The 19,226-nt window shown below is 61.9% G+C and carries 20 protein-coding genes, 4 pseudogenes and 1 riboswitch; of the genes and pseudogenes, 11 read left to right on the top strand and 13 right to left on the bottom strand.

All coding sequences use genetic code 11. The features are described 5' to 3' along the window. Positions 1 to 10: 10 nt before the first annotated feature. Positions 11 to 1,252 carry a bifunctional glucose-1-phosphatase/inositol phosphatase gene (gene agp, locus AB8846_RS00950; protein WP_370731806.1) on the bottom strand — a complete coding sequence of 414 codons (1,242 nt, stop codon included), beginning with the start codon at positions 1,250 to 1,252 and terminating at the stop codon, positions 11 to 13. Positions 1,253 to 1,404: 152 nt separating this feature from the next. On the opposite strand from agp, the gene AB8846_RS00945 reads away from it, so the two are divergent. Together AB8846_RS00945 and AB8846_RS00940 are read left to right on the top strand one after the other, a co-directional pair. Then, on the top strand, positions 1,405 to 1,848 hold the full coding sequence (locus tag AB8846_RS00945; protein WP_032648983.1) for a helix-turn-helix domain-containing protein: 444 nt from the start codon (positions 1,405 to 1,407) through the stop codon (positions 1,846 to 1,848). 125 nt (positions 1,849 to 1,973) lie between these two features. Further along, on the top strand, positions 1,974 to 2,768 hold the full coding sequence (locus tag AB8846_RS00940; protein WP_370731805.1) for an SDR family NAD(P)-dependent oxidoreductase: 795 nt from the start codon (positions 1,974 to 1,976) through the stop codon (positions 2,766 to 2,768). A gap of 1 nt (position 2,769) precedes the next feature. Here AB8846_RS00940 and AB8846_RS00935 read toward each other — a convergent pair whose 3' ends face one another. Further along, positions 2,770 to 3,129: a helix-turn-helix domain-containing protein gene (locus AB8846_RS00935; protein ID WP_063143935.1), complete on the bottom strand. Its 360-nt coding sequence runs from the start codon at positions 3,127 to 3,129 to the stop codon at positions 2,770 to 2,772. Between the two features lie 100 nt (positions 3,130 to 3,229). Here AB8846_RS00935 and AB8846_RS00930 point away from each other — a divergent pair, with 100 nt between their 5' ends. Continuing rightward, positions 3,230 to 3,979: an SDR family oxidoreductase gene (locus AB8846_RS00930; protein ID WP_370731804.1), complete on the top strand. Its 750-nt coding sequence runs from the start codon at positions 3,230 to 3,232 to the stop codon at positions 3,977 to 3,979. 1 nt (position 3,980) lies between these two features. On the opposite strand, the gene AB8846_RS00925 is transcribed toward AB8846_RS00930, so the two are convergent. Beyond that, entirely contained in the window at positions 3,981 to 4,484 is a 504-nt protein-coding gene (locus AB8846_RS00925) for a DedA family protein (protein ID WP_370731803.1), read from the bottom strand. A gap of 159 nt (positions 4,485 to 4,643) precedes the next feature. Continuing rightward, a riboswitch (M-box (ykoK) riboswitch) is annotated at positions 4,644 to 4,813 on the top strand. A gap of 60 nt (positions 4,814 to 4,873) precedes the next feature. Here AB8846_RS00925 and AB8846_RS00920 point away from each other — a divergent pair. After that, positions 4,874 to 5,875 carry a magnesium transporter gene (locus AB8846_RS00920; RefSeq protein ID WP_370731802.1) on the top strand — a complete coding sequence of 334 codons (1,002 nt, stop codon included), beginning with the start codon at positions 4,874 to 4,876 and terminating at the stop codon, positions 5,873 to 5,875. Positions 5,876 to 5,959: 84 nt separating this feature from the next. Here AB8846_RS00920 and hpxK read toward each other — a convergent pair whose 3' ends face one another. From hpxK to hpxU, 7 genes are all read right to left on the bottom strand, one after another. Continuing rightward, positions 5,960 to 7,189 (bottom strand): allantoate amidohydrolase, encoded by a 1,230-nt coding sequence (hpxK, locus tag AB8846_RS00915; protein WP_370731801.1) that lies wholly within the window; start codon positions 7,187 to 7,189, stop codon positions 5,960 to 5,962. Further along, the gene (locus AB8846_RS00910) at positions 7,186 to 8,427 is read right to left on the bottom strand and encodes an alanine--glyoxylate aminotransferase family protein (protein ID WP_370731800.1); all 1,242 of its coding nucleotides are present in this window, start codon (positions 8,425 to 8,427) and stop codon (positions 7,186 to 7,188) included. Before AB8846_RS00910 ends, hpxK begins: the two co-directional genes overlap by 4 nt. A 13-nt stretch (positions 8,428 to 8,440) precedes the next feature. Further along, complete coding sequence (locus tag AB8846_RS00905; RefSeq protein ID WP_023327069.1) at positions 8,441 to 9,178, bottom strand: amino acid ABC transporter ATP-binding protein; 738 nt, start codon at positions 9,176 to 9,178, stop codon at positions 8,441 to 8,443. Beyond that, positions 9,159 to 9,815: an amino acid ABC transporter permease gene (locus AB8846_RS00900; protein WP_049008460.1), complete on the bottom strand. Its 657-nt coding sequence runs from the start codon at positions 9,813 to 9,815 to the stop codon at positions 9,159 to 9,161. The genes AB8846_RS00905 and AB8846_RS00900 overlap by 20 nt, the downstream gene beginning before the upstream one ends. Further along, positions 9,815 to 10,480: an amino acid ABC transporter permease gene (locus AB8846_RS00895; RefSeq protein ID WP_370731799.1), complete on the bottom strand. Its 666-nt coding sequence runs from the start codon at positions 10,478 to 10,480 to the stop codon at positions 9,815 to 9,817. The genes AB8846_RS00900 and AB8846_RS00895 overlap by 1 nt, the downstream gene beginning before the upstream one ends. 4 nt (positions 10,481 to 10,484) lie before the next feature. Continuing rightward, positions 10,485 to 11,267, bottom strand: a complete 783-nt coding sequence (locus AB8846_RS00890) for a transporter substrate-binding domain-containing protein (RefSeq protein ID WP_023311064.1) — start codon at positions 11,265 to 11,267, stop codon at positions 10,485 to 10,487. Positions 11,268 to 11,458: 191 nt separating this feature from the next. After that, positions 11,459 to 12,298, bottom strand: a complete 840-nt coding sequence (gene hpxU / locus AB8846_RS00885; RefSeq protein ID WP_023311063.1) for a MurR/RpiR family transcriptional regulator HpxU — start codon at positions 12,296 to 12,298, stop codon at positions 11,459 to 11,461. Between the two features lie 142 nt (positions 12,299 to 12,440). On the opposite strand from hpxU, the gene hpxW reads away from it, so the two are divergent. From hpxW to AB8846_RS00850, 7 genes and pseudogenes are all read left to right on the top strand, one after another. Beyond that, positions 12,441 to 14,024, top strand: coding sequence for an oxamate amidohydrolase (gene hpxW / locus AB8846_RS00880; protein ID WP_370731798.1), 1,584 nt, complete (start codon positions 12,441 to 12,443; stop codon positions 14,022 to 14,024). Positions 14,025 to 14,034: 10 nt separating this feature from the next. Then, a complete protein-coding gene (gene hpxX / locus AB8846_RS00875) occupies positions 14,035 to 14,223 on the top strand; it encodes an oxalurate catabolism protein HpxX (protein WP_063143944.1) in 189 nt (62 codons plus the stop codon). Continuing rightward, a complete protein-coding gene (locus tag AB8846_RS00870; protein ID WP_370731797.1) occupies positions 14,220 to 15,617 on the top strand; it encodes an AtzE family amidohydrolase in 1,398 nt (465 codons plus the stop codon). Before hpxX ends, AB8846_RS00870 begins: the two co-directional genes overlap by 4 nt. Beyond that, a complete protein-coding gene (gene hpxZ / locus AB8846_RS00865; protein WP_063143946.1) occupies positions 15,614 to 16,000 on the top strand; it encodes an oxalurate catabolism protein HpxZ in 387 nt (128 codons plus the stop codon). The genes AB8846_RS00870 and hpxZ overlap by 4 nt, the downstream gene beginning before the upstream one ends. 95 nt (positions 16,001 to 16,095) lie before the next feature. Then, positions 16,096 to 16,226 (top strand): annotated as a pseudogene (locus AB8846_RS00860) (AtzH-like domain-containing protein); the annotation flags it as partial. A 115-nt stretch (positions 16,227 to 16,341) separates the two neighbouring features. Continuing rightward, a pseudogene (locus AB8846_RS00855) lies at positions 16,342 to 16,452 on the top strand (AtzH-like domain-containing protein); the annotation flags it as partial. Between the two features lie 154 nt (positions 16,453 to 16,606). Further along, positions 16,607 to 16,678: pseudogene (locus AB8846_RS00850) on the top strand (AtzH-like domain-containing protein); the annotation flags it as partial. Positions 16,679 to 16,747: 69 nt separating this feature from the next. Here AB8846_RS00850 and puuE read toward each other — a convergent pair. From puuE to AB8846_RS00835, 3 genes and pseudogenes are all read right to left on the bottom strand, one after another. Next, positions 16,748 to 17,647 (bottom strand): allantoinase PuuE, encoded by a 900-nt coding sequence (gene puuE / locus AB8846_RS00845; RefSeq protein ID WP_370731903.1) that lies wholly within the window; start codon positions 17,645 to 17,647, stop codon positions 16,748 to 16,750. Beyond that, positions 17,565 to 18,441, bottom strand: a pseudogene (gene hpxA / locus AB8846_RS00840) (allantoin racemase). Before hpxA ends, puuE begins: the two are co-directional and overlap by 83 nt. Beyond that, positions 18,441 to 19,157: a GntR family transcriptional regulator gene (locus tag AB8846_RS00835; protein WP_157188900.1), complete on the bottom strand. Its 717-nt coding sequence runs from the start codon at positions 19,155 to 19,157 to the stop codon at positions 18,441 to 18,443. Before AB8846_RS00835 ends, hpxA begins: the two are co-directional and overlap by 1 nt. Positions 19,158 to 19,226: the final 69 nt, after the last annotated feature.

Raw genomic sequence — 19,226 nt, 5'->3', positions numbered from 1 at the left:
GGGTTCTCCTTTACTTCGCCGCGTTATTCATGACCGCATTGAATTTATCGACAGGACAGAAGCCGTTCGCATCCACCGGGCAGCCTTTCAGCTCCAGCGTCACGCGCTGCGCGGGCGACTGCAGCGACAGCACGCTGGCGTTACGCAGCTGCTCTGCGCTCTGGTAGACATACTCAATTTTCATCAGCTCCTGGTTGGCATTTTTGTCATGCCAGCGCTGGAAGACAATTTTGCCGCCAATCGGGGTACGTTCCTGCTGGTCGTGCAGCTGGTACGGTTTGAAATCCAGGGCAGTCAGCAGGGAAGCAATGTTCGAGTCATGCCCCACCAGCAGGGTGATTTTCGGCGCTTTCGCCTGCTCGGCGACCAGCGTTTTATCGATATATTTCACCAGCGGCTTCGCCACGTTTTGCGCCACCTCGGTAGAGGTAAACAGCGAGTCCTGATAGCCGTTCTTCAGCTTCGACAGCACGCGCCACTGCTGGTCGGTTTTGATTTCGCCCCAGGCCACCTGGTCGGCCGGGAAGCCTTCGTAATACTGCAGCGTAAACGCGTCCACCAGCGAGTTACCCACCTTCAGCGGCCCGGATACGCCAGGCTCTTTTTCATAGTCGGCGCTGAAGGTATCTTTCGCGTCTGCCAGCGAGCAGACCTTTTTCTCTTTGCAGGACGGGGAATCAGCGTAGTTCGTCAGCTGCTCCAGCAGCTTATAGCTTTCCGCGAGCTGCATTTTCTGCCGCTCGGACTCCATCGCCTTCAGCGCTTTTTCGCGGAATTCCGGCGAGTTATCGGTAATCACCGGATTGAAGGTCGGGTCCATGGTGCCCATTTTTTCCTGATGGTGCACGGGGACGTCGCAGCCCGGGAACGCGCCGGTGATAAAGAACTGTGCGGTGGCGACGGTGCGCTGCAGGCTGTTGGCATAAGCATAAACGCTATCCGCCGCTGGACACTCTCCCGTCTTCACCATCCCCTGCTGCGCCAGCCACTCGCGCATGTAATGGCCCATATAGACTTCCAGCACGCCCCCCTTGGTAGTGAGCTGACCGCCCGGCACCTCCCACTCCGGCCACTGCTTCGGCGTGGACTGCTCCAGCACGCTGCCGTTATTGGCGAGCGGCGCGCGCAGGTTATGGCGACTCATGATTAAAACTTGCTCCAGCTGATACCCTTCCGGCGTCTCTTGCGCCTGCACGCCAAACGTTGCTGAAATGGAACCGGCGACTGCCAGCGCGAGTAGTGCTTTTCTCATCCCTAATTCCTCACTCGTTTTAAAATGTCGCGTTCAGTGTGACAGATTCGTGACAGTTTTCCGGGAAGCATTTCTCAAACTGATGATTAACCTGCTTACGACGCGCGCAAATTAGTTTTATAATAAAACCACACCCTACCGGAGAATTGACCGTGAAACGTACCCGCCTCGAAGAGAGCACCTGCCCCGTCGCCCGTTCGCTGGATATCATCGGCGACTGGTGGTCGCTGCTGATCGTGCGCGACGCGCTGCGCGGGATTAAACGCTTCGGCGAGTTCCAGAAAAGCCTCGGCATCGCGAAAAACATGCTGACCACGCGGCTAAAACTGCTGGTTGATGAAGGGATCCTCCGGCTCCAGCCCGCGTCCGACGGCAGCGCCTGGCAGGAGTATGTCCTGACCGAGAAAGGGCGCGCCCTGCAAACGGTGCTGGTTGCATTGTCCCAGTGGGGCAATGAATTTTTGTTTGCTGAAAACGAATGCGGCACCGTGCTGGTCGATTCTGAACAGCGCAAACCCCTGCGCAAGCTGGCGCTTATCGCCGACGATGGGCGCGAACTGACGCCTGAAGAGATCGTGGCTAAACTCCCCTCCTGATCGTTCCCGACGGCAAAAGCACAAAATGATCGCCAGAATGGTTGCATTATAAAACCAAATAGCAGAGAGTTAATTCAGTTTCATCTTGAAACCAAACAACCCACTTTGCCTTGAGGTAACACACGATGACTACGCAAATCACCACCGCCCTGATTACGGGCGCCTCTTCCGGGATCGGTGCCGTCTATGCCGACCGTCTTGCCGCGCGCGGCGCTAGCCTGGTGCTGGTTGCCCGCCGCGAGGATCGCCTGAAGACCCTCGCTGCCGACCTGCGCGCGCGCTATGGCGTGGCCGTCGATATTCTGGTGGCCGATCTTACCGACGAGACCGGGATCCGCGCCGTGGAGGAGGAACTGCGCAGCAATACCGCGATAGATACGCTCATTAACAACGCGGGCACCGCGCAGATGGCACCGTTCCTCGCGGGCGAGGTAGCGCAGCATCAGGCCATTAACACCCTGAACACCACGGCGCTGATGCGTCTGACCTACGCCATCCTGCCGCGCCTGGCGCAGAACAATCGCGGCACGCTGATCAATATCGCCTCGGTGTTAGCGCTGCACGTCCGCGCCGGTAGCGCCCTCTACAGCGCCACCAAGGCGTGGGTACTGAGCTTTACCCGTGGGTTACAGGAAGAGTTTGCCGACAGCAATGTGCGCATTCAGGCCGTACTGCCCGCCGCCACGGCGACGGAAATCTGGAGCCATTCGGGCGTCACGGTGAACGATCTGCCGGAAGGATCGGTGATGACCACCGACGATATGGTGGATGCGTCGCTGGCGGGTCTGGATCAGGGTGAACCGATCACCATCCCGCCGATGCATGACGCAGGCCTGTGGGAGCGCTACGAAGCGGCGCGCCTTGAGCTGTTCAACAGCGCGCGCACCGGCATTCCGGCACCGCGCTACGTAAAACAGTAGCCTAACGCTCAAGCTGGTCGCCGTACTCGCTCATCCAGGCGGCCAGCGGCGAGAGCGCATTTTGCAGGGTTAACCCGAGCGCGGTAATTTGATACTCCACGCGCGGCGGGATCTCCGGGTAGACCGTCCGCGTCACTAGCCCGCGCTGCTCAAACAGGCGCAGCTGCTTCGTCAGCTCTTTCTGCGTGATGGGAGCAGCGGCCCGCAGCAGATCGCCAAAGCGTACGGGCGTGTTGAACACAATCAGGCGGTAGAGAATGGGGATCGCCCACTTACCGGATATCAGGTTGACAAACTGCGTCATCGGGCAGGTATACGCCTCAGATTTTTTTTCGCAGCACGCCTCCAGCCTTTCTGCCATAGCACACCTCTTGCCTCGTTAGTATCCATTTGGTACCTGGTTTCCTTTCGATACTAACGTTTCTATAGTGCTTTCTCCAGAGACATTTCAGGAGAAGAACATGGGTCGTTTAACAGATAAATATACGCTGATTACCGGCGGCACCAGCGGCATCGGCCTCGCCACCGCGCAGGCGTTTATCGCCGAAGGCGCGCGCGTCGCCGTAACCGGACGCAACCCGGAAACGCTCGCCGAGGCAGAACGTATTCTGGGCGATAAGGCCTGGGTAATCCCGACCGATGCGGGCGATATCACGTCGCAAAAAGCGCTGGTGGAAACCCTCGCCGCCCGCTGGCCACGCCTGGACGCGGTATTTCTCAACGCGGGCGACGTCACGCACGCGCCGCTGGAAGCCTGGCAGGAGGAGGCCTGGGACCGCCTGATGGGCATCAACCTGAAGGGACCGTTCTTTTTAATTCAGGCGCTGCTGCCGCTGCTGAATAACCCGTCGTCGGTCATCCTCTGCGGCTCCGTAAGCGCGCGCATCGGCCTGCCCACCAGCAGCGCGTATGCCGCCAGCAAGGCCGCACTGCTGTCGCTGGCGCGCACGCTGTCGGCGGAGCTGCTGCCGCGCGGGATCCGCGTCAACGGCCTGAGCCCCGGCCCGGTGGAAACCCCGGCGTTTACGAAGACGGGCCTAAGCGACGAGGCGCTTAACGCAATGATGGCAGAGGTCATTAAGCTGGTGCCGCTGGGCAGAATGGGCTCGACGACGGAGCTGGCAAAAGCCGCGCTCTATCTGGCGTCCGACGAGTCGAGCTACACGGTGGGAACGGAGCTGCTGGTCGACGGCGGAATGGGGAGTTTATAACTCAAAAGGCGCTGATGCCGGTGACGATGCCGACATACAGCGCCGCCCATACGCAGGCGGAAAGCAGGCCGACGGCGTAGACCTTGACCGCATTCAGCCTGAGCATCCCCGCCGCCAGCGGGACGATGTAACGCAACACCGCCAGAAAACGCGACGTAAACAGCACGATGACCCCGTTCTTTTGCAGCTGATGCTGTACCCGCAAGAACTTATCGGCATGCTTTGTGGTGAAACGCGTGACCAGCCGGGTGTGCCCCATCAGCTGGCCGATATGGTAGTTCAGCACCGAACCCGCCGCTGCTCCCAACACCACGGCGAGCCACGCCAGCACAGGATGCATGGTCGCCTGGCTGACGGTAATCCCCGCGAGCAGCATCACCGAGGCGGGCGGCAGCACGGAGGAGATCAGCACCGTCGATTTACTCAGCGCCATCATAAATAACAGTGCGAAAAGATGTGCCGGATACAGCGCAAAATGATTCAGCAGATTATCAAACCACGCCATTTTCCTCTCCTCCGTTGATTATTTAATCCTCCATTAGAAATGAATTATCTTAAATAAACCTTCAACGCTTTATTAATAATATTCTCCTAAACCGTTCTTAAACATTAATTAATTTCCTGAGCGCTAAAATTAAATAAGCGTATTATCCCTCTCGTTTTACAACGATCTCGTTATGGCGAGGCTCCTGTACAAATACACGTTATCGCTCTGGTGGGTTCGAGAGAACCGGCACAGGGTAAAACAGGCACTGTCGAATCAAGGCTTTGTCAGTATAACTTCCCTCACGGGATACGGTGTACAGTGCTGAACCCAGGACGTGGGGATCTCCTCTTCGACATGCCCTGTCTTGCTCGCCCCTGAGAGATGTTATTATTCAAAGGGAATTCACTATGTCTTACGCTATTCACAACCAAAACCTGGCATTCAACGACAGCGCGATCGCGCAATATATGAATACCGATTTTATCGTCCTCGATATTTCATTATGCGTGGCGCTGGCGCGCGAGAAATTCTTCGAAAAATTAAAAGACGACGATATTCCGTCTCATATTTTTATTGAAGACAATGGTCGCCTGGCGGGCATGATTGCCGTGCGTAAACTGCTGCAGACCGCCGATACGGTACAGCCGGTGAAATCGCTGATGATTTCGCAGTTTTTGCAGATCAAACCGGAGGATGAGCGTGCCGACGTTGCCGGACTGCTGGCGCACGGCGGCGCGGACGTGGTGCCCGTGGTCACCCACGGCAAGCTCGTCGGCTGCCTGACCGAGCGCGAAATCGCCCATCTGCTGGAAGATGACGTCACCGAAGATGCTCAGCTTCAGGGGGCGACGCTGCCGCTGGAGAAACCCTATCTGGACACCAGCCCGTACAGCCTGTGGAAGAAACGCTCCGTCTGGCTGCTGCTGCTGTTTGTCGCGGAGGCCTACACCAGCTCGGTGATCCAGCATTTTGAAGAGGCGCTGGAGTCCGCCATCGCGCTGGCGTTCTTTATTCCGCTGCTGATCGGCACGGGCGGCAACAGCGGGACGCAGATCACCTCCACGCTGGTGCGCGCGATGGCGCTCGGGGAAGTCCACCTTCGTGACGTCGGGCGCGTGCTACGCAAGGAGATGACCACCTCGCTGATGATTGCCGCCACGCTCGGTATCGCCGGGTGTATCCGCGCCTGGATGATGGGGATTGGGCTGGAAATTACGCTTATCGTCAGCCTGACGCTGGTGTGCATTACGCTGTGGAGTGCGATTGTGTCGTCCGTCATTCCGATGGTGCTCAAACGTTGCCGGATCGACCCTGCCGTGGTGTCCGCGCCGTTTATCGCCACGCTGATCGACGGGACCGGGCTGATTATCTACTTCAAAATTGCCCAGTACACGCTGGGGCTGGAGTAACGCGGTTCCCTGCCGGGTGGCGCTGCGCTTACCCGGCCTACCTATCCCGTAGGCCCGTGCAAGCGTAGCGCCGCCGGGCAATATTCAGACCGCACCAAGCTTTCTCACCGCCCGCCCAAACGCCTCAATCGCCAGGGCAACGTCCTCAGCCATCACCGATTCTGCCGGATGGTGGCTGACGCCCCCTTTGCAGCGCACAAACAGCATCCCGACCGGCCAGCGTTCTGCCAGCGCGATGGTGTCATGCCCGGCACCGCTCGGCAGCGATAATGAGCGCCCCTGCACCGATTCAACGGCCTGCCCCAGCAGATCCTGCAAACGCGCATCGCACGGCGTGGCGGCGATACGGTAAAACTCCTCGGCGCTGAAGCTCAGCCCGCGACGAGCGGCAATGGTTTGCGCCTGCGCCAGCAGTTCCGCGAGTAGCGCGTCAAGCGGGGCATCCTGCGGGCCGCGAATATCCAGCGAGAGCGTAACCTCGCCCGGGATCACGTTGACCGCGCCGGGCAGGCAGCGCAGCTCCCCGACCGTCGCCACCCGATTACCGCCCTGCTGTCGGGTGGTGTTTTCGATCAGCACCATCCATTCGGCGGCGGCGGCCAGGGCATCCTTACGGTGATTCATCGGCACGGTTCCCGCGTGTCCGGCCTCCCCGGTGAAGCGGCAGCTGAGGCGGCGCGCGCCGTTAATGGCTTCCACCACGCCCAGCGCCAGACCTTCCTGCTCCAGACACGGCCCCTGTTCGATGTGCAGCTCCAGACAGGCGCTGAAATCGTCCGGATGGCGTGCCGCGAGCGCCACGCGGGCGGGATCGAGCCCCGCCTGCACCATCGCCTGCGCCACGCTGATGCCCTGGGCATCGCAGGTCTCCAGCCAGCCCTGCGGCCAAGTGCCCGTTATGCCCCGGCTGCCTAGCAGGGTGATCCCAAAACGGGTCCCCTCTTCGTCGCCAAACCCGACAATCTCGATGGCCTGCGCCAGATGCAGCCCCTGCTGGTGCAGGCTGTCCACCACCTCAATGGCGGTGAGCACCCCGAGCATGCCGTCGTAGCGCCCGGCGTTGCGCACGGTATCCAGATGCGAGCCGAGCAGCACCGCCTGCGCCCCTTCCTGCGCGCCCTCATAGCGTCCGCAGATATTGCCCACGCTGTCCTGCCAGACGGTCATTCCCGCCTGGCGCATCCACTCTCCGACCAGCTGGTTGGCCTGCAGATGCTGGGTGGAGAGATAGACCCTTGTCAGTGCATCCGGGGTTTCGCTGATGGCGGCCAGCGCGTCGGCGCGCGCCATCACCCGTTGTGCCGCCGGGCTCATTGCGGCGTCTCGCGACGATAGTGGTCCCACGCGGCCTGCATGGCGGCTCCCTGCGTGGTGGTGAATTTCAGGTAGTTCAGCACCGACTCCAGCGCGCTCAGGGTGGTCATCACGCAGTCTTTGCGCGCGTTGTAGCCCATGGTGCCAATCCGCCACACCTTGCCGTGCAGCGGGCCAAACGAGGTGCCGATTTCAATCCCGAAATCCTCCAGCATCAGCTTACGCACCTGGTCGCCGTTGACGCCCTGCGGGATAACCACGCCCAGCACGTTGTTCATCTTGTGCTTCAGGTCGCCGAAGGTCTCCAGCCCCATCGCCTGAATGCCCTTCAGCAGCGCATCACCGTGCAGCTTGTGACGCGCGATGCCGTTATCCAGCCCTTCCTGCAGGATCAGCCGCGCGCACTCGCGGGCGCCAAACAGCGCGGTCGTGGCTTCGGTGTGGTGGTTCAGCCGCTCCGGCCCCCAGTAGTCCATCACCATGCCGAGATCGAAATAGTTGGAGTAGATCATCTCCTCGTCGCCGTCGCGGTGGGCATCGGTGCGAATGCCCTCCTCAATACATTTGCGGCGGCGGATCGCCTCCTCCATGCGCGCGCTCAGGGTGATCGGCGACGTGCCTGACGGGCCGCCGAGGCACTTCTGCATCCCGGCCGAGACGGCATCCAGCCCCCAGGCGTCGGTCTCCAGCGCGTTGCCGCCGAGCGACGCGGTGGCGTCGGTGTAAAACAGCACGTCGTAGCGGCGGCAGATGGCACCAAGCTCGGCGAGCGGCTGCAGCATGGTGGTGGAGGTGTCGCCCTGCACGGTCAGCAGCAGGCGCGGGCGAATACGCTTAATCGCATCCTCGACCTGGTCCGGGGTAAACACCTCGCCCCACGGCACCTCAATGGTATGCACCTCCGCGCGGCAGCGGCGGGCAATTTCGCACAGCAGATGACCAAAGCGGCCAAAGACCGGCACCAGCACCTTATCCCCCGGGCGAATGGCGGAGACCAGAATGGCTTCAATTCCCGCGCGGGAGGTACCGTCCACCAGCATCGTCCAGCGGTTCTCGGTGCGGAACACCCCGCGATAGAGCGCCATCACCTCGTTCATGTAGTGGGTCATGGCCGGGTCGTACTGGCCGATCAGCTGGCTCGACATGGCGCGCAGCACGCGCGGGTCGGCGTTGATCGGGCCCGGCCCCATCAGCAGGCGCTGCGGCGGATTGATTTGCGGAAAGCGTGCGATATCCATTGTTAAGTCCTTATCAGTTGAGGCCGCGCACGGAGGAGATGAACTGCTTCAGTTCCGTGGTCTGCGGGTTGGCGAACAGCGTTTTGCTGTCGCCCTGCTCCCAGACTTTCCCCTGGTGCATAAACACCACGCGGTCGCCCACTTCGCGGGCAAAATTCATTTCATGGGTAACCAGTATGAGCGTCATCCCCTCGGCCGCCAGCTGCTCCAGCACCTTGAGCACTTCGCCCACCAGCTCCGGGTCGAGCGCGGAGGTGATCTCGTCACAGAGTAAAACTTTAGGCGACATGGCCAGCGCCCGGGCAATCGCCACGCGCTGCTGCTGGCCGCCGGAGAGACTCGACGGGTAGTAATCCAGACGATCGCCTAAGCCCACTTTCTCCAGCATCTGCTGCGCCAGCGCCCGGCATTCGGCGGCGCTTTTCTTCAGCACCCGACGCGGGGCGAGCATCACGTTTTCCAGCGCCGTCATGTGCGGAAACAGGTTGAAGCTCTGGAACACCATGCCGACCGAGCGGCTAATTTCACGCGCCTGAGAATCCCGGTCGGTAATGGTCATGCCGCCCAGCTTGATGCTGCCGTCCTGATACCCTTCCAGCCCGTTGATGCAGCGCAGCAGCGTGCTTTTGCCCGATCCGCTGCGCCCGATAATGGAGATCACCTGGCCCATGTCGATATCCAGATCGACGCCCTTGAGCACGTGGTTATCGCCGTAATACTTCTGCACCTGATTAATGGTGATGAGAGGCATTGAATTTCGTCTCCAGATAGCGGCTGTAGCGGGACAGCGGATAACACAGAATAAAGTAGCCCAGCGCCACCAGCGCAAAGACCTTAAACGGCTGATACGTCACGTTGGTCAGCATGGTCCCGGCCTTGGTCAGCTCGATAAAGCCGATAATCGACGCCAGCGCGGTGCCCTTGATCACCTGCACGGCAAAGCCGACCGTCGGGGCGATGCCGATGCGCAGCGCCTGCGGGGCGACCACGCGAAACAGGGTCTGGCCAAAGGTCAGCCCCAAGCAGCGCGACGCTTCCCACTGCCCTTTTGGCAAGGCGCGAATACTGCCAAACCAGATGTCGAGCAGAAACGCGCTGGTGTAGAAGGTTAACGCCAGCGACGCGGCGGTCCACGGCGAGACGTCGATGCCGAACAGCGCCACGCCGAAGAAGGCCAGAAACAGCTGCATCAGCAGCGGCGTGCCCTGAAAAAGCTCAATATAGCCGCGAATAATGCGCTTCACCGTGCGCCCGCCCGTCAGGCGGAGCAGCAGGAGCGGCAGCGTCACCACCGCGCCGCCGACGAAGGCCACGAGCGACAGCAGCACCGTCCAGCGTCCGGCCAGCAGCAGGTTGCGAATAATGTCCCAGTCGGTAAAGGTGGTCATCATGCCTGCACCCCCAGCCATTTCCGTCCCGCCGCCATCATCAGCTGGCGCAGGGTAATCGACAGCGCTAAGTAAATCCCGGTTGTCACCAGATAGACCTCAAAGCTCAGAAACGTTCTGGACTGGATCAGGTTGGCGGCGAAGGTCAGCTCTTCATACGAGACCTGCGACACCACCGACGAGCCGAGCATCACGATAATGCACTGGCTCACCAGCGCCGGATAAATGCGCTGCAGCGCGGGCGGCAGCACCACGCGAATAAAGGTCTGCAGGCGGGTCAGCCCCAGCACGCGTCCGGCTTCCCACTGCCCTTTCGGCGTGACCTGAATGCCCGCGCGGATAATCTCGGTGCTGTAGGCGCCCAGGTTCACCACCATGGCCAGCAGCGCCGCTTCCCCCGCCGTCATCTTCAGCCCCAGATTCGGCAGGCCGAAGACGATGAAAAACAGCTGCACGACAAACGGCGTGTTGCGGATGATTTCCACGTACGCGCCCCAGAACCGGCTGAACCAGGTGGTGCGTCCGCTGCGGATCGCCGCCCCGAAAATCCCTATCGCCAGCCCGCCGACGGTCGCCATCACCGTCAGCTGAACGGTGACCCACAGCCCCGCCAGCAGCTCCGGCCAGTGCGGCCAGAGCGCGGAGAAATGAAGTTGCTCAGTCATCGGCTCAGGCGCCAAGGTTTGCCGGCAGCGGGGCCTTCAGCCATTGCTCAGACAGGCCGTTCAGCGTGCCGTCCTTGATGCCCTGCTCAATCAGCGCATCCACTTTTGCCTTCAGGGCCGGTTCGTTTTTCTTCAGGCCAATAAAGCACGGCGAATCTTTCAGCATAAAGCTCGGCACCGGGGCTTTATCCGCGTTCTGGCGCGAAATGGCCGCCACCACGAGGTTGCCGGTTGCCACGTACTGCACCTGTCCGGAGAGGTAGGCGGAGAGCGTGGTGTTGTTATCTTCGTAGCGCTTCACGTCCGCGTCTTTCGGCGCCAGGCCGGTCAGCACCATGTCCTCCACCGCACCGCGCGTCACGCCGATGGTTTTTCCGCTCAGCGCGGCGGCGTCCTTCAGCTCGGCCCCTTTCGGGCCAAACACGCCGAGGAAGAACGGCGCGTAGGCGCGGCTAAAGTCGATCACCTTCTCGCGCTCCGGGTTTTTACCGAGGCTGGAAATGACCAGATCCACCTTATCGGTTTGCAGGTACGGCACGCGGTTGGCGCTGGTCACCGGCACCAGCTGCAGCTTGAGCTTCATCTGTTTGGCCAGATAGCGCGCCATGTCGATGTCATAGCCCTGCGGCTGCAGATCGGTCCCCACCGAGCCAAACGGCGGGAAGTCCTGCGGAACGGCAATGCGGATAGTGCCGCGCTTCTCGATATCCTGAAGCTGGTCAGCCTTTGCCGGCAGCTGTGTGAAGAGACATGCGGCCCCGGCCAGTGCAATCAACAATTTTTTCATGGTGCTTCCCCGTAACGTTAGCATGAAACAAAAGATTCTTTGAATGTGATTTTGCAACTAATGTGCCAGTTAAGGCGAAACGGGGGATATTGTTGTGAAGCCTGATAAAACGCGGACGGGGCGAAAATTCTCTCCATTTTTGCCCCGTCAAATTGCACCATTTTAATGCAAAGCACCAGCCTGATGCCCCATTATCGCTGTTCGAGTTCGTCCAGCTGCTGGTAGAGGGAGGCAATCTCGTGAATGCGCGGACGGCCTTTGTCGAGAATTTCATGCAGGAAGGCATTCGCCAGCAGGTTAATCAGGCTGTTGACCGAGGAGTAGCTGTCATAGGCCGAGACGCTGTCCAGCGGGGCGCAGAGCTGCCAGCTCGCCAGCGGAAACAGGCTGTGCGCCTGCGGCTCGCACATCAGCAGCACCGGAATACCGCTACTCTGAAGCTGCTGCATCAGCGGGCGGATAATGCGCGGGCGGCGGCGAAAGGCCATCATGACCACCAGATCGTCCGGCGTTAAATCCACCAGCTCTTCGCCCAGGCTCTGCCCGGGCTGCGGCAGGACCAGCACCTGACCGCGCGCCTGCAGCAGCTGCTGGCGCAGGTGCAGCGCCGCCGGATAGGCGTTACGCATGCCGATAATGACGATGCGCCGCGCCTTCACCATGCAGGCCATGGCGTCGGCAAACTGCTGCGCGTCGAGGGCATTGACCCATTGGGTCAGGTTCGCCATCTCCTGCTTATAGTGGCGCGCCAGCAGCGTATTGCCCTGCACCGCGTCGCGGTTATCGGTGAGCGGCATCCCGCTCTGGCGCAGGGTGCGCAGCTCGTCGCGCATGTCCTTATATTTCTCATAGCCCAGACGCTTAAACAGACGGCTGACCGTGGCTTTCGACACCCCGCTCAGCTGCGCCAGCTCGGCGCTGTTGTAGCTAATGAGATCGTCAAAATGGTCGAAAATAAAATCCGCCACCCGCTGCTCCTGCGGCGACAGCGACGGGTACTGTGCTTTCAGACGTTCGTCCAGTTGTTCCATAGCGCCTCTGTAACTTTTGTTTCATCACATTTTGCCTTTCATTCTACCTTTCATTATACGTGCCAGTTTACTGAAACTTTTCTTTCAGAACTGGAACAGCTTTTGCAGCACCTTGTGACTTTCAGGGTTACGAGGATTCTTCATGCAAAGTAATGTCTCCACGCACGGCATGGCCGTTGCGCCCCACCATCTTGCCAGCCAGAGCGCGCTGGCGGTGCTGCGCGAAGGCGGCACCGCCATAGAGGCGATGGTCGCCGCGGCGGCCACCATCGCAGTGGTTTATCCGCACATGAACGGGCTGGGCGGCGACGGCTTCTGGCTTATCGTGCCGCCGGAAGGCGAGCCTGTCGCCATTGACGCCAGCGGCGCGGCGGGATCGCGCGCAACGCTCGCCGCCTACGACGGTCTGGTGCATATCCCCCATCGCGGCCCCCGCGCGGCGCTGACCGTCGCCGGCACGGTGAGCGGCTGGGACGAGGCGCTGAAGGTCTCGCGCGAGATGACCGGCAAGGCGCTGCCGCTGGCTCGCCTGCTGGCCGACGCCATTGAGTACGCGCAGAACGGCACGCCGGTCACGGCCTCACAGGCCCACGCCACGGCCAGCAAATTCGACGAGCTGAAAGACATCCCCGGTTTCGCGGAAACCTGGCTGGTGGACGGTAAGCCGCCGCAGGTCGGGAGCCGCTTTTACCAGCCCGCCATGGCCACGACCCTGACGCGCCTGGCGGAAGACGGTCTGGACAGCTTTTACCGCGGCCCGCTGGCGGACGTGCTGGCGCACGGCATGGAGACGCTGGGCCTGCCCGTGACGCTGGCCGATTTACGCGCGCACGCTGCCCGGCGCACCGCGCCGCTGAGGCTGCAGCATCAGCAGGGGGAGATCTTTAACCACGCCCCGCCGACGCAGGGGCTGGTCTCGCTGGCGATACTCGGCATCACCGACCGGCTAAACATGGCGGAGGCCGACGACGCCGACACCCTTCACCGCATCGTTGAAGCCACCAAGCTAGCCTTTGGCCTGCGCGATGCCCACATTACCGACCCGCGCGAACTGAAAACCGATATTCAGAAACTGCTGGATCCCGCCGCTCTGCAGGCGCTTGCCGACAGGGTTGACGACGGCCGCGCCGCGCCGTGGGGCACCGGAAAAGGCCCCGGCGATACGGTGTGGATGGGGGTGATGGACAACAGCGGGCTCGCCGTGTCGTTTATCCAGAGTATCTATCACGAGTTCGGCAGCGGCGTGGTGCTGCCCGACACCGGCATCGTCTGGCAGAACCGGGGGGCATCGTTCAGCCTCGATCCGGCTCATCTTCTGGCTCTCGCGCCGGGCAAACAGCCTTTCCACACCCTGAACCCGGCGGCGGCACGTCTTAAGGACGGACGCGTGATGGTCTATGGCTCCATGGGCGGCGACGGCCAGCCGCAAACCCAGGCCGCGATCTTTACCCGCTACGCGATTCAGGGCGTGCCTTTACAGGAGAGCATTTCCCGCCCGCGCTGGCTGCTGGGGCGCACCTGGGGACAAACCTCGGACACGTTAAAGCTGGAAGGACGCTTTAGCGCTGAAACGGTCTCACGGCTTCAGGCGCTCGGACATGAGGTTGAAATATTCCCTGACTTCAGTGAAGCGATGGGCCACGCGGGCGCGATTGTTCGCCACCCCAACGGGCTGTTCGAAGGGGCATTTGACCCGCGCAGCAACGGCGCGGCCGCCGGATTCTGAGGAGAAAACAATGACGACACCACAACCCGACTGGCAGGCGTATCTTGCACAAATGGAGTCCGTGCTCGGCGTAGAGCTGGACGATGCCCGCCGCGCCGAGCTGCATCTGCAGTTCAGCCGCATTGCCACCCTGGCAGCCCCGCTGATGGCGCTGCCGCTCGACGACCGTCTGGAGATCGCAGGAGTGTATAAAGCATGAGGCTACACGAGATGAGTATCAGCGCGATCCAGCATGCGCTGAGCGCAGGCGAGCTGAGCGCGAGCGAGATTGCCCGCCAGACGCTGGAGGCGATTGCGCGCGTGAACCCGCAGATTAACGCCTGGACCGCCGTGACGGAAGAACGCATGCTCGCCGAAGCCAAGAGCATTGACACCCTTCGCCGCGAGAAGCGCCCCCTGCCGCCGCTGGCGGGCGTGCCCTACGCGGTAAAAAACCTGTTCGACGTTGCCGGCCACACCACCCTTGCCGGGGCCGAGCTGTTCAGCCAGCGGCCCGCAGCCGCCGCTGACGGCTTCGCGGTGCGCCAGCTGCGCAGCGCGGGCGGGCTGCTGACCGGAATGGTGAATATGGACGCCTACGCCTATGGCTTCACAACCGAAAATAGCCACTACGGCACCACGCGTAACCCGCACGATCTGGCGCGCATTGCGGGCGGGTCGTCCGGCGGTTCAGCCGCCGCCGTGGCCGCCGGGCTGGTGCACTTTTCGCTCGGCACCGACACCAACGGCTCGATTCGCGTTCCGGCCTCCCTGTGCGGCATCTATGGCCTTAAGCCCACCTTTGGCCGCCTGTCTCGATCCGGCAGCCATCCGTTTGTCGCGAGCCTGGATCATATCGGCCCCTTTGCCCGCCGCGTGTGCGACCTGGCGTCCGTATACGACGCGCTGCAGGGGCGGGACGGCAGCGACGGTTTTCAGGCAGAGAGCTCGCGCGAGCAGACGCGCCCCCTGCTCGATCGCGGTCTGGAAGGGTTACGCTGTGCGGTGCTCGGCGGCTACTTCACCACCTGGTGCGACGCGGATGCCAGAGATGCCGTGGCGCGGGTGTCGAAGGCGCTCGACGTGCAGGACGAGCTGCAGTTTCCGGACGCCGAGCTGGCGCGCTCCGCGGCGTTTATCATCAGCGCCTCCGAAGGAGGAAACCAGTACCTGCCCGCGCTTCGCCGCGAGCCCGAGCGTTTTGAGCCGCATTCCCGCGAACGCCTGCTGGCCGGGGCGATGATCCCCTCCGCCTGGTATATTCAGGCCCAGCGGTTTCGCGCGCACGCCCGGCAGGCGTTTAAAACCCTGTTCGCGCAGGCCGACGTGCTGATCGCCCCGGCAACCCCGCGCAGCGCGACGCTCGCGGGTGAGCAGACCATGGAGATTAACGGCCAGCCGCTCCCCGTCCGCGCCAGCATGGGGATGCTGACCCAGCCGATTTCGTTTTTGGGCCTGCCCGTGACCACCGTTCCGCTGCGCACCGCCCAGGGTGCGCCGATTGGCCTGCAGCTGATTGCCGCGCCGTTTAACGAGCAGGCGTGTCTGCGCGTCGCGCGCGTGCTGGAGGAGAGTGGAATAACCGATGCCCGCCCGGCGGAGGTGGCCGCATGATGAATCACGATGACATTAACCTGCCGTGGGTGGTTGCCGAGGTGACCGCCGCGTTTTACCGCTATGAAGACGCGCTGGTCAGCAACAACGTTGCGGTGCTGGACGAGCTGTTCTGGCACGACAAAAACACGGTGCGTCTGGGGGCGGGTGAAAACCTGTACGGGATTGATGAAATCCGCGCCTTTCGCGCGGCGCGCCCGTCCGCCGGGTTACAGCGGACGTTGCGGCATACCGTCATCACCACCTTCGGAGAGGATTATGCCGTGTGCAGCACCGAGTTTACGCGGGAGGGCACGGAACGCATTGGCCGCCAGCAGCAGACGTGGGTGCGGTTTGCCTACGGGTGGCGCATCGTAGCGGCGCAGGTGAGTTTGATGGTGTAGCGCTGAAAAACCTGCCCGGTGGCGCTGCGCTTACCGGGCCTACGATGTCCCGTATGCCCTGTGGGTCCTGTAGGCCGGGTAAGGCGCAGCCGCCACCCGGCTAAATACGGCACACTTGCTTCTGAAACGGATGCACCTGCCGCCCCGGTCGCCCCAGCAGCAGACGTGGGTGCGGTTTGCCTGCGGGTGGCGCATCGTGGCGGCGCAGGTGAGTTTGATGCTGTAACGCTGAAAAACCTGCCCGGTGGCGCTGCGCTTACCGGGCCTACAATGTCCCGTATGCTCTGTAGGTCCTGTAGGCCAGGTAAGGCGCAGCCGCCACCCGGCTAAATACGGCACACTTACTTCTGAAACGGATGCACCTGTCGCCCCGGTCGCCCCAGCAGCATATGTGGGTGCGGTTTGCCTACGGGTGGCGCATCGTGGCGGCGCAGGTGAGTTTGATGGTGTAACGCTGAAAAACCTGCCCGGTGGCGCTGCGCTTACCGGGCCTACGATGTCTCGTATGCCCTGTGGGTCCTGTAGGCCGGGTAAGACGCAGCCGCCACCCGGCTAAACATCGCACAATTATTTCTGAAACGGATACACCTGCCGCCCCGGTCGCCCCAGCAGCAGACGTGGGTGCGGTTTGCCTGCGGGTGGCGCATTGTTGCGGCGCAGGTGAGTTTGATGGTGTAGCGCCACCGGGAATACGAGGTCCTGTAGGCCGGGTAAGGCGCAGCCGCCACCCGGCTAAACACGGCACACTTACTTCTGAAACGGATGCACCTCCCGCCAGTGGTCGGCAATCTGCTGGCGGGTACAGACCCACACCCGCTCATGCTGCTGCACGTAATCCAGGAACCGCTGCAGCGCGCGAAAACGCCCCGGCCGCCCCAGCAGGCGACAGTGCATGCCGATGGACATCATCTTCGGCGCGCTTTCCCCCTCTTCGTACAGCACGTCAAAACTGTCCTTCAGATACGTATAAAACTGCTCGGCGGTGTTAAACCCCTGCGCGGTCGCGAAGCGCATGTCGTTCGCATCCAGCGCATAGGGCACAATCAGGTGCGGTTTACGGGTGCCGTCGCTGCAGGCCACTTCCGCCCAGAAGGGCAGGTCGTCGCCATAGTAGTCGCTGTCGTAGTCGAAGCCGCCATGCTCCACCACCAGCTGGCGGGTGTTGGGGCTGTCGCGCCCGGTGTACCAGCCCGTCGGCGGCTTGCCGAACAGGTCGGTCAGCACCTGCACCGCCTTGTGCAGGTGTTCGCGCTCCTGTTGGATATCCATGTGCTGATAGTGGATCCAGCGCCAGCCGTGGCTCACCACGTCGTAATCCGCCGCCCTGATTGCCTCGACGATCTCCGGGTGACGCGCCAGCGCCATCGCCACGCCAAAGACCGTCAGCGGCAGGCCGCGCTTTTGAAATTCATTGTGGATCCGCCAGAACCCGGCGCGGCTGCCATATTCGTAGAGGGAGTCCATCGACATGTGTTTATCCGGGTAGCTGGCCGCGCCGATGATGTCCGACAGGAACTGCTCGGAACCGGCATCGCCGTGCAGAACGTGGTTTTCCGCCCCTTCCTCATAATTGAGCACAAACTGCACGGCAACGCGCGCCTGATTTGGCCACCGCGCGTGCGGCGGGTTGCCCGCGTAGCCGCGCAGATCCCGCGGGTAATCCTGTTCAAAAAGCGCCATTACGTCTCCCCTCATCGTCAAAATTGATTCAATGCCTGAAACTGTCCGCTTAACGCTTTTTTCTCCGGGAAGGCCAGATCCCCGTGCTTGCTGGTCGACAGCCCCAGCGCCACCAGCGATTCCACCATCTTCACCGCCGCGCTGACGCCGTCGATGACCGGCACGCGCAGCTCGCGGGTCAGCTCCTGCGCCAGCGTCGCCATGCCGCCGCAGCCCAGCACGATGGCGCCACAGCCGTCCTCTTTCAGCGCCTGTATACAGCGCGCGCGCACCTTCTCCTGCGCCAGACCGCTGCCGTCTTCCAGCGCCAGCACCGGGAGATCGATAGCGTGCAGCGCCGCGCAGCGATCGTGAAAGCCATACTGGTGCAGCAGATGCCGGGCAATGATCAGCGTGCGCGGCAGCGTGGTCACCACCGAAAAGCGCGTCGCCACCAGCGTCGCCATATGCATGGCGGCTTCCGCAATCCCCACCACCGGCCCCTGGGCCAGCTCGCGCGCCGCCAGCAGGCCCGGATCGCCAAAGCAGGCAATCACATGACCCGATACGCCCTGCTCCCTGCCTTTTTTGATCTGTTCGAGAACCCCCACGGCGGCGATGGCTTCATCAAAGTGGCCCTCGATAGACGGCACGCCCGCGCTCGGGCAGACCGCGAGGATCTCCGTCCCCGGCGCCGCCACCGCGCGGGCCGCCGCGCCGATGGTTTCCGTCATCGCGAGGCTGGTGTTGGGGTTGATCACTTGTATACGGACAGAGGACATTACGACTCCTTGTGGCCGGCAAACAGCCGGGCAAAATCAGGCAGGCACTCGCCCGCCCGCTCGAAGCAGAGGCTGGCGACGATATGTTCAAAATGGTGCATTAGGGCATCGCTTAATGGCTCAAGCGCCTTCTGGCGCAGCAGATCCACAAGCTGTTCGTGATCGTTGCAGCGACAGCCCTGACGCCACGGCGCGCCCCAGGTGGCAATCACCAGAGACGAGCGCTGGCTCAGGCCGGTCACCATCTCCGTCAGCACCTGGTTGCCGGAGATGGCCTGCAGCTGAATGTGAAAATTGGCGGAGTGGCGGATCGCCGCCGGGCCGTCGTACGCCTCGTGCGCCTGCTGCTCCTGGCGAATGATGGCCTCCAGCGCGGCAAGGTGCGGCGGCTGACAGTGGGCCAGCACGTCCGGCAGGTTGGCGACCTCCAGCAGGGCGCGGGTGCGAAAGATGTGTCGCGCCTCTTCCACCGTCGGACTGGCGACGTGTGCACCACGCTTGGGCGTTAAGGTGACCATTTGCACAGCGGCGAGTCGCTGCAGCACCTTACGAATGCCCGTGCGGCTTACGCCAAACACCTCGGCCAGCGCTTCTTCCGGCAGTTTGCTGCCCGGCAGCAGCTGATGTTCGACAATCGCGGTCATCAGCGCCTGAAAGATCGATTCATCTTTGTCATGCAGGTCTGGCGCGGTCTGCAGGGCGTTTATGTTGTTCATTCACCACTCCGTCTTTTACTCTTCGTTATCGAATCGTATACATAAAAATAAAATATTGCATACAAGATT

The organism is Enterobacter sp. KB-221C9, assembly GCF_041320715.1.
Taxonomy (GTDB): Bacteria; Pseudomonadota; Gammaproteobacteria; order Enterobacterales; family Enterobacteriaceae; genus Enterobacter; species Enterobacter asburiae_D.
The sequence above is the reverse complement of the archived record's forward strand: the minus strand, read 5'-3'. Positions and strand labels throughout refer to the sequence as shown.